Raw genomic sequence first — 8702 nt, 5'->3', positions numbered from 1 at the left:
ACTCTTTTTTTTATTGTGCGCCTCTGCGCACGACCTGCCACTATGTGGCAGGGATTGTAGGGGCGGCGCGGCCGTTCGCTTGCGAATGAAACCCCGAAAAGCCCGGTTTTTGCGAAGCAAAAAGCCACCCGAATTTCAAAGCTGCTTCCATTCTATAATCAAAATGATTTTTGTTCAAACAGTCCGTTTATAAGATTGTAGGCAACTGAGCCTGGAGGCGGAATTTTGGGGAGCTTGTCTAAGTCAAACCATTCTGCCTGCTTGAGTTCTTCTTCCTGTATTTTTATTTCGCCGCTTTCCCATTCGCAGTAAAAAGCGAGCATAAGCTGGTCTGGATAAGGCCATGCCTGGCTTCCTGCATAGCGGATATTTTTTACATTTAGACCGGTTTCTTCTTTTACTTCGCGGACAACTGTCTGTTCGATTGTTTCGCCTGTTTCGACAAATCCTGCAATGCACGAAAAAACGCCGTCGTTTCTGTTTTTGTGTTCTGCAAGAAGAATTTGCTTTTCTTTTTGGACTACGATTATTACGGCTGGTTCAAGCTGCGGAAAGTATTGCCGGTCGCAGTTTGGGCAGAACTTTGCGACAAAATGCTCGTCGTCTTTGAGCGGAAATCCGCAGTACGAGCAGAATCTCTTGTTTTTTCTAAAATTTAAAAGTCCTTTAGCACGCGAAGCCTTTGTTATTATTGAAGGATTTTGCCTTGATTCCCAAAAATAAGAGCGGAGCGCAATTTCCTGGCAGCTGGCAGGAACAGGACAGTCTTTTTCGAGCTCGACTGCCGAAAAATCGTATTCTTCATCGTTAAACCAGTCCGAAGCTACGTTTAGCTCAAAGCATCTTCTTAAAACATTTTCGTCTGGAAGATTGTTGTTTTGCAGGATTATGTTGTTTCCGCAAAAAATAAAATGGTCTTTAAGGTAAGATGTCAATTTTTTAGAAATTAGTGCCATATAAAAATAATATCACGGAAATTTGCCGCAGTGTAGAAAAAATTTATTGGAGCGCATTTTATTTTCTAACCGTCCCTGCACAGTTCCGCTTTTGCTCCATCCGCCATAAGGCGGACGCTTTCGCGCTGTTCCGGCACGGGCTAAGTTTTTTTTAATCACTCCATAAGTTTTACTGTGCAGCCGATTTTTGCTTTTATGCTTTTTAAAGTTGAGCTTGTCTTCTGCCCTAAGTCTATGTATTCGCCTTGGTATGAGCCTGAATGATAGTCTGAATAAAGGTCGCCGCGTCCGTTTTTTATGTTAAAAAGCGTTTCTAGTCCAAGATTTAAGTCAAAGCGTTTTGAAAGGCTTAGCGCTGTGTCTAAATTTATTTTTATGCTGTTAAAATACGAAATCTGTCTTTGCCTGTAGCGCTTCTTATACATTATCTTTGTGGATTTGTCCTGGGCGTAGTGTGTGTCTATTGAATAAAAATAACTTACTGGCGAGGCAAATAGCGAAAGCGCAAATTCGATTTTTTGCTCAGGCCTCAGCCTGAATTTAATTCCTGTCCACGAAAAAAAAGTGTGCCTTAAATAATCGATTTGCGCAAGCTTTGAGGTTTTTCCAGTTTCTGGATTGTAATACGGATAGTGTTTTGAAGAACTGTCATGCCACCAGTGCCTGCAGTCTTCGCTGTACCAGCCTTCTGCTCCTTTTTTTCTGTAAAAGGAATCGCAGCTGTATTCTGCGCTTAAAACTGGCGAAACTGTAAAATCTTTTGCTGCTTTTATGTCGTAAAAAAAACTTACTTCCGTCGAGTAATATTTCTTTGAAAAATTTGTTCCTTGCGAATAAGTTGTCTTCATCGAATAGTCGTTTGGGTTGAGCCAGTCAGAATCCCGCATTTGTCCGGAGTTTACATTTTGCGGCGCGGTCTCAAAATCTGCATTTAAGTTAAAGTTCTTAAACGCGGTTTTTAATTCTGCTCCATAAATAAAAAGTTTTCGTTCCCATTCGAGAAGGCTTATTTTTTTGTCGGAAGGAGAGCTATAGTAAAGCGTTTCTTCGAGAACGCCGTTTGCAAAGCCTGCGTATGGTTCAATTTTTATAAAGCTTTCTTTTTTTTGTGCGCAGATTGGCATTAAAAAAAACGTAATATATAGAAGAACATAGCTTGTTTTTTTGAAAGCGTGCATAATTTAATATATCAAAAATAATCGTTTATTGTAAAATTCATTTTTTACCGATAAAATGGTATAAATAAATTATAATGTCGTTTTTTCGGCAGTTTTTTTACAGAGGTTTTTTATGATTAAGGAATTTTTGCCTTACGATAAAGTTAGAAATGATGCCATAAAACTTGGCCATAAAATTTTGCAGGATGGTTTTGTTCCGGACATTATTTATACTTCGCTTCGTGGCGGAGCTTATATGTCGAACGTTATAAGTGAGTATTTTAAGCTCGCTCTAAAAGGCAAAAAACCTGTTTTGTATGCGGCTGTTGTTGCCCGCTCTTATACAGATATTAAGGAGCACGATTGTGTTCGTATTGACGGCTGGACTTATTCTCCTGAGTATCTTCGTCCTGGAGATAAAATCTTGCTTGTTGACGACATTTACGATTCTGGCCGCACGCTCAACTTTTTGGTTGAGGCATTGCTCGAAAAAGGTGTTCCGCGCGGCGATATAAAGGTTGTTGTTCACGATTATAAAAATTTTACATATAAAGAAACTCTTCCGATTAAGCCTGATTATTGGTGCCGTAAATTCGACATTAACAGCGAAAGCGATGACCGCTGGATTCATTATATGAGCCACGAGCTTGTAGGCTTAAAGCCGGAAGAACTTGAAAAGCATTACTACAGTCAGGATCCGGAATTAAAAGAGATTTTGAGCCCGTTCTTTAATTAAAGCAGATAAGGCTTTTTGCAAAGGTCTTGCCAAAAAATCTGTGTTAGCTGAATGAGAGATTTTTTATGAAGAAAAAGTTGGTTTTTACATTTTTTATTTTCAGTTTTTCAGTTTTTTGTTTTGCTCAAAGGATTATTTCGCCTGTCGCTGGAAATTTTTGCAACAAACAGCCGCTTGTGCTTGATGTCAGCGACGGCGCGGAGTGCTTTTATTCTCTTTCTGGAACAGATCCTCTTACTTCTGGCTTTGCTTATGACGGGCCTGTTTTGATTGATGCTTCTGGGCGCATAAATTTAAAAATAACTGCAATCCGTGGTGATTTAAAAGAAGAAATTGAAATAAATTACAATGTTCAGGAGCAAAATCCGTTTGAAGAAACTTCAGAAAACTTTTCTTTTATTAAAAATTGTGTAAATTCTGGCGTTTATTCGTATGAAAACGATAAACCGCTAGAGATTCCTTCTTCGTTTAGTTATTGCTTTGATGATGACAGGATTTTTTTAAAAGGCCAGAAACTTGTTCTTGATACGGAAAACTGCCTTTCAAGATATTTGCCGTGTCTTGTTTCTGATGGAAAAAATGAATGGCGTTTTGTAATTTTTATTTCTGGAAACCAGATTGGAACGCTTTCAAAATATTCAATTCCTTTTGAATTTAAAGACTGGAACAGTTTTTGCTTTACCGGCGAAAAACTTATATGGCAGCTTGATAACGGAGACTGGTCTGCTTCTAAGATTCCTGTAAACATTGACCGCAGCGCAAAGCATACTTTAAGATGGCAGAGCGTTGCCTTTGAAGCTGGAAACCCGGTCCAGTCTTTTGTAATTCCTGCAGAGCCTGAGATTGTTGTAAACGAAAAGACTGACAGTGCCGTAAATTTTTCGATTGACGGAGATTTGCGCTACAGAATGGAAATTGTTTCGACTGGCGTAAAAAATCAGCCGGAAAAAATAAACGGTCTTTTTACTTCTGCAACCTTTGACACTTTTGAAGGCGACTGCATTTCCGGGACTGCGGCTTTTGCTTTTTATGCTGACGGCGTTTTTTTGGGAACAAAAGAAAAAGAATTTTCTATAGATAAAAAGCCTCCTCATTCTCCTGAATTTAATGCGAATACAAAAAAATTTTATTCCAGGAACCCTGTTGAGCTTTCTATAAAAACTGAAGAAGGCGCAGAAATTTTTTATGCGGTAAGCAAACCTCTTAAAATTTCTGAGACTCTCGCTTCAAGTGCGCTTTCTGTGGATTCTCCTGAATTTCTTGAAGTAAAGGCTGACAAATTCGAAAAGTATTCTGATTCGTTTATGCTTGGAAGCATTGACGGCGCTGTTGTTTTTTACAAAGTTTGCGCATTTGCAAAAGACAAAAAAGGAAATGTGAGCAATTGCTCCGAATTTAGTGTAGTTATTGACGAAGATAATTATTATCTTGATTCTTCCGAGATTGCCGGCGGTTTAGAAAATGCAGTTGATGAGGATTGTGACGGAACTGCCGAAAATCCTTTTAGGAGTTTTGAGCAGGCCTTAAAGGTTTTAAATTCCAGAAGATTTACTAAATTTTATGTGAACGGAACTTTTAAGCTTCCTTCTGGCGAAACCGTAATTTCTTCCAACTGTATGTTTTTGGCGCAGAAAAATTCTCAGATAGTTGTTCCTTCTGACGCAAATATCGTCGTGCGCAACGCAAGTTTTGAAGCGGACAACCTGCTTTTTAGGAAAAACCGCGAAAGCAACTGCGCGTCAAATTCAAAATTCTTTGTTTTGGAAAACTCGACAGCGCTTTTTAAAACTTCTGAATTTGCCGGCATTTTTGAAGAAAACGGAATTGGCTTTGACTGTAAAAATTCTGTGGTTGAATTTGACGGCTGCGGTCTGACTATGCAGTCGGATTCTTATGTTTGCGCATTGAGCGGACTTGATTCAAAAATTGCTGTAAAAAATAGCCGTATTTCGGCAGTTTCTCAGACTGCGGTTAATTTTTCTCTCAACGGCGGACAGTTTGACTTGACAGATTGTTCTTGCCGTGTAACTGCCCATCTTGGACGAATTGCCGAGCTTTGCGCGGTAAATGCAAGCCTTTCAAAAAATTCCTACATAGGCAGTTTGGAAAAAAAAGTACGTGGAATTGTTCCTGTTTGGAGCGACAAGGATTCTAAAATTTTACAGAATATTGAAAATTCTTCGAGCGGATTTTAACAACGCTTTTATTTTTGCAGGTTTGGAATAAAATGATTTTGACTTGTGGTTTAGACGAAGCCGGCCGCGGACCTCTGGCAGGTCCTGTTTCTGCTGGCGCGGTAATTTTGCCAAGGAATTTTCCGTTTGAAATTTTAAATGATTCAAAAAAAATGACGGAAAAAAAGCGCGAAGCGGCGGAAAAACTTATAAAAGAAAAATCGTGCTGGGCTGTTTCCTTTGTTGATGAAAAAAAAATTGATGAAATAAATATTTTACAGGCAAGTATGCTTGCAATGAAAAATGCTTATGACGAAATGCTTAAAAAACTGCCTCTATGGCTGGAAGAAAACGGCTTTAATTTGTCAGAAAAAATTGAAATTAATGCAATTGCTGACGGAACTAAGTGCCCTGAAGTTTCGTGCGTTGTAAGGTGTGAGCCTAAGGCTGACGGAAAATACTGCGAAGTTATGGCGGCTTCGATTCTTGCAAAGGTTGCACGCGACAGGCTTATGCTTGAATACGATAAAAAATATCCTGAATACGGTTATGCCAAGCACAAAGGTTACCCGACAAAGGCGCATCGCGAGATTTGCAGAAAAATCGGGCCGAGTCCGATTCAAAGATTGAGTTTTAAATTCTAAGTTATAAAAATAACATAAAATAAAAGTCTGTTGATTTTATAGTTTAAAAACTTTATAGTTATTTGATATTACATTTTTAAGGAAGGAACTTATGGGTATCCGCGGGGAACTTTATACTACAGAAGTCGTTTTAGACAATCGTTCATATTTTTTCAACGTAAAGGAGAACCGCAGCGGCGACATCTTCCTTCAGATTGTTGAAAGCAAAAAAGGCGACGGCGCAGATTTTGACCGTCTTCAGATTTCTATTTTTCAGGAAGACATGCAAAAAGTTCTTGGTGGACTTGATTCTGCCTTGAGATTTATCGACAAAGAACAGAAAGCACGCAAAAAGGCCCGTGCAGAAAAAAAAGCTCTTAAGGCTGAAAAATACGGACCTAAGTCTGAAAAACGCATTTACCGCAAAAAAGGCGAAGAAGACAAACGCCTTCCTGACGGCATTAAGCGCACTGGAAAAGTAATTCACATAAAATCAAAGACAGAGCCTGCTGCAGACAACTCTTCTGATTCAGAATAAAAATAATGTAAATATTAGGTTCAATTTCGAGTTTTAGATTTTACTGTCATTGCCGTGCTTGACACGGCAATCTTGCCTAAAAAAGCGCAAGGGATTATCGTGGCAAGCCCGATAATGACAAGAAAATTCAAGAAATCATAAAACTCGACATTCCAATCGGGCGCGGTGAATGTTGCCCTAAAAATCTACAGAAAATCTTTGCAGATATCTTCGACCGCAACAAAAAGTTTTGCGATTGCGTCTGGAGTTGTGAGCGGACCAAAACTAAACCTTACAGCCGTGTCCTGAATGTCGCGGCTTATGTTCATTGCGGCTAGAATCGGGCGGTTTTGCTTTTTTGCCGAGCATGCGCTTCCTGTCGAAATGCAAAAACCTTTTGCATCGAGTGCGCGTACCATAACGTTTCCTGGAATTCCTTTGAACGCGGCTTGAAGAACATACGGGCTGAAAAGTTTTTGCGTGCTGTCAGATGTGTCGGCGCGAATGGCTGGTACGAGCGTGCAGTTTGGGAGCGATTTTAGCGATTCGATGAAGTTTTTTACGGCTGTCTTTTGTTCTTCAAAGTTGAGAGGCACGTAATATTTTTCGAGGCATTTTGCAAAGGCGATTGCGCCGAAGAGATTTTCTGTTCCTGAGCGGATGTTTTTTTCCTGGCCGCCGCCTGTTAAGAAAGGCTTTATGTCTTTTTTTAAAACCAGAATTCCAATTCCTCGCGGACCGCAGATTTTATGTGCGCTTAAGGCAGCGCTGTCTATTCCCGGATAGTTGAGGCTGAGAGGAATTTTTCCTGCTGCCTGAACGCAATCAACGTGAAAATGCGGCCGTCTTTTTCCTTCTGTTTTTTCTGTAATTTTGTCTGCAATCTCGTAAATCGGCTGTATGCAGCCAGTTTCGTTATTTACCGCCATTACTGTTACGTAAAGTATGTCGGAAGTGATTTTTTCTGCGATTGAATCTGCGCTTATAAAACCGTTTTTGTCCGGGTTTACGGTGATTATTTCAAATCCATGTTTTTTTAAGATGGCGGTCTGTTCTCTCAGTGCAGGGTGTTCGATTCCGCTTATGATTATGCTTCCCCGTTTGCCTTGAGAGTCGGCTTCGCGGTTTAAAAGCGAAAGCAGAGGAATGTGGTCGCTTTCTGTTCCACCGCTCGTGAAAAAAACTTCTTCTGGTTTTACACCGATTACTTTTGCTGCAAGTGTGCGTGCGTTTTCAAATGCAATCCGCGCCTTTTGTCCTTCGGAGTGTACGGCAGAAGGATTTGCGCCGGCTTCGAGGGATTCTTGCAATGCCTGAGTTAAAATTTCAGGGTCGGCTGGAGATGTTGCCGCCCAGTCAAAATATTTTGAAATATCCATTTTTATTTATTCTCACTTTTTACAGAACCGAAAGAACGTCTTTTTCATCGGCTTCTGTTATGACAGTTTCTCCGACATCTTCCTGCAAAACGAAGCGCACTTTGCTTGAAGCATTTTTTTTGTCTTTTTTCATTGCCTCAAAAAGCGAGAGCGCGGCTTCTTTTTCCGAAGCGAATTTTCCGTTGAGGGCAGAATGCAGAGGCTGAGTTTCCCATCCGAAAGAAGAGAGAACTGTTTTTACTGTCTGAACGTAATTTTCTGTGCACAGTCCTATTTTTTTTGAAAGTTCTGCTGCACGGGCTATTCCCCAGGCAACTGCATCTCCGTGGCTTACTTTTCCAAGTCCTGCTCTGGTTTCGAGCGCATGTCCAAAAGTGTGTCCGAGGTTTAGCTGCATGCGGATATTTTTTTCGGTTAAATCCTGTTCAACTACAGCGGCCTTTGCATTTACACAAATTTTTATCATTTCTTCAACGAGCGGATCTTTGCGGTTTTGCAGAATTTCTGGTTTTGAAGCGAGTTTTCCAAAAAGTTCCTTTGAATAGAGAAGGGCGGTCTTTACTACTTCTGCCATTCCACTGAGGTATTCGTTTTCTGGAAGCGACTGAATGAATGAAGGAATTATGTGAATTTTCTGCGCTGGAAAGAAAGAGCCTATCATATTCTTGTATGAATCAAAGTCGCAGCCTGTTTTTCCTCCGATTGCAGCGTCGACCATCGAAAGAAGAGTTGTCGGTACAAGTTCGCATGTTGCGCCGCGCTTAAAGATTGAAGCGGCAAAAGCTGTCATGTCGGTAATTACGCCGCCGCCGATTCCTGTAAAAACTGCGGAACGTTTTGCGTTTGAGTCGATTGCGGCCTTGCATATTGCGAGAACGCTTTCGATTGTTTTAAATGGTTCTCCGCTGCCCAAAATCAAGAGAATGTCTTTTCCTCTTGTGCCGGTAAAACCGTTTTCGATTTTTGGCTGGCTGTAGTTTTCTCCGCGGAAAAAATTTATAAACGGCTGCATTTGTTTTAGCGAAGCTACATTTGTGTCTGTCACAAAAATCCGTTGAGGAGAGTCTTCTTTTTCTGATGAATAAAAAATAGAATTTAAATCCGGCTCTCCGCCGTAAAAACGTATAAAAGTTCTGTCAGTGCCTGGATGCACTGGCGGG

The 8702-nt window shown here is 40.4% G+C and carries 8 protein-coding genes; 4 read left to right on the top strand and 4 right to left on the bottom strand.

Annotation, left to right across the window (positions count from 1 at the left end):
• Positions 1-158: 158 nt before the first annotated feature.
• Positions 159-956 carry an NAD(+) diphosphatase gene (nudC, locus tag B3Y13_RS08660; protein ID WP_296693984.1) on the bottom strand — a complete coding sequence of 266 codons (798 nt, stop codon included), beginning with the start codon at positions 954-956 and terminating at the stop codon, positions 159-161.
• A gap of 155 nt (positions 957-1111) precedes the next feature.
• Complete coding sequence (locus tag B3Y13_RS08655) at positions 1112-2134, bottom strand: omptin family outer membrane protease (protein ID WP_296668385.1); 1023 nt, start codon at positions 2132-2134, stop codon at positions 1112-1114.
• Positions 2135-2246: 112 nt separating this feature from the next.
• On the opposite strand from B3Y13_RS08655, the gene B3Y13_RS08650 reads away from it, so the two are divergent.
• The 4 genes from B3Y13_RS08650 to B3Y13_RS08635 all read left to right on the top strand — a co-directional run bounded on the left by B3Y13_RS08650 (position 2247) and on the right by B3Y13_RS08635 (position 6184).
• Positions 2247-2849, top strand: coding sequence for a phosphoribosyltransferase (locus B3Y13_RS08650; RefSeq protein ID WP_296020632.1), 603 nt, complete (start codon positions 2247-2249; stop codon positions 2847-2849).
• Between the two features lie 65 nt (positions 2850-2914).
• Positions 2915-5044 carry a hypothetical protein gene (locus tag B3Y13_RS08645; protein WP_296693982.1) on the top strand — a complete coding sequence of 710 codons (2130 nt, stop codon included), beginning with the start codon at positions 2915-2917 and terminating at the stop codon, positions 5042-5044.
• 32 nt (positions 5045-5076) lie between these two features.
• On the top strand, positions 5077-5667 hold the full coding sequence (locus tag B3Y13_RS08640; protein ID WP_296020615.1) for a ribonuclease HII: 591 nt from the start codon (positions 5077-5079) through the stop codon (positions 5665-5667).
• 91 nt (positions 5668-5758) lie between these two features.
• Complete coding sequence (locus tag B3Y13_RS08635) at positions 5759-6184, top strand: DUF3276 family protein (RefSeq protein WP_296668389.1); 426 nt, start codon at positions 5759-5761, stop codon at positions 6182-6184.
• 185 nt (positions 6185-6369) lie between these two features.
• On the opposite strand, the gene B3Y13_RS08630 is transcribed toward B3Y13_RS08635, so the two are convergent.
• Together B3Y13_RS08630 and B3Y13_RS08625 are read right to left on the bottom strand one after the other, a co-directional pair.
• Positions 6370-7542: a cysteine desulfurase family protein gene (locus B3Y13_RS08630; protein WP_296693979.1), complete on the bottom strand. Its 1173-nt coding sequence runs from the start codon at positions 7540-7542 to the stop codon at positions 6370-6372.
• A gap of 19 nt (positions 7543-7561) precedes the next feature.
• A partial coding sequence (locus tag B3Y13_RS08625; RefSeq protein ID WP_296693976.1) for a 3-dehydroquinate synthase occupies positions 7562-8702 on the bottom strand: 1141 nt, incomplete at its 5' end.

The sequence above is a fragment of the Treponema sp. UBA7567 genome, from assembly GCF_002476655.1.
Taxonomy (GTDB): Bacteria; Spirochaetota; Spirochaetia; order Treponematales; family Treponemataceae; genus Treponema_D.
The sequence above is the reverse complement of the archived record's forward strand: the minus strand, read 5'-3'. Positions and strand labels throughout refer to the sequence as shown.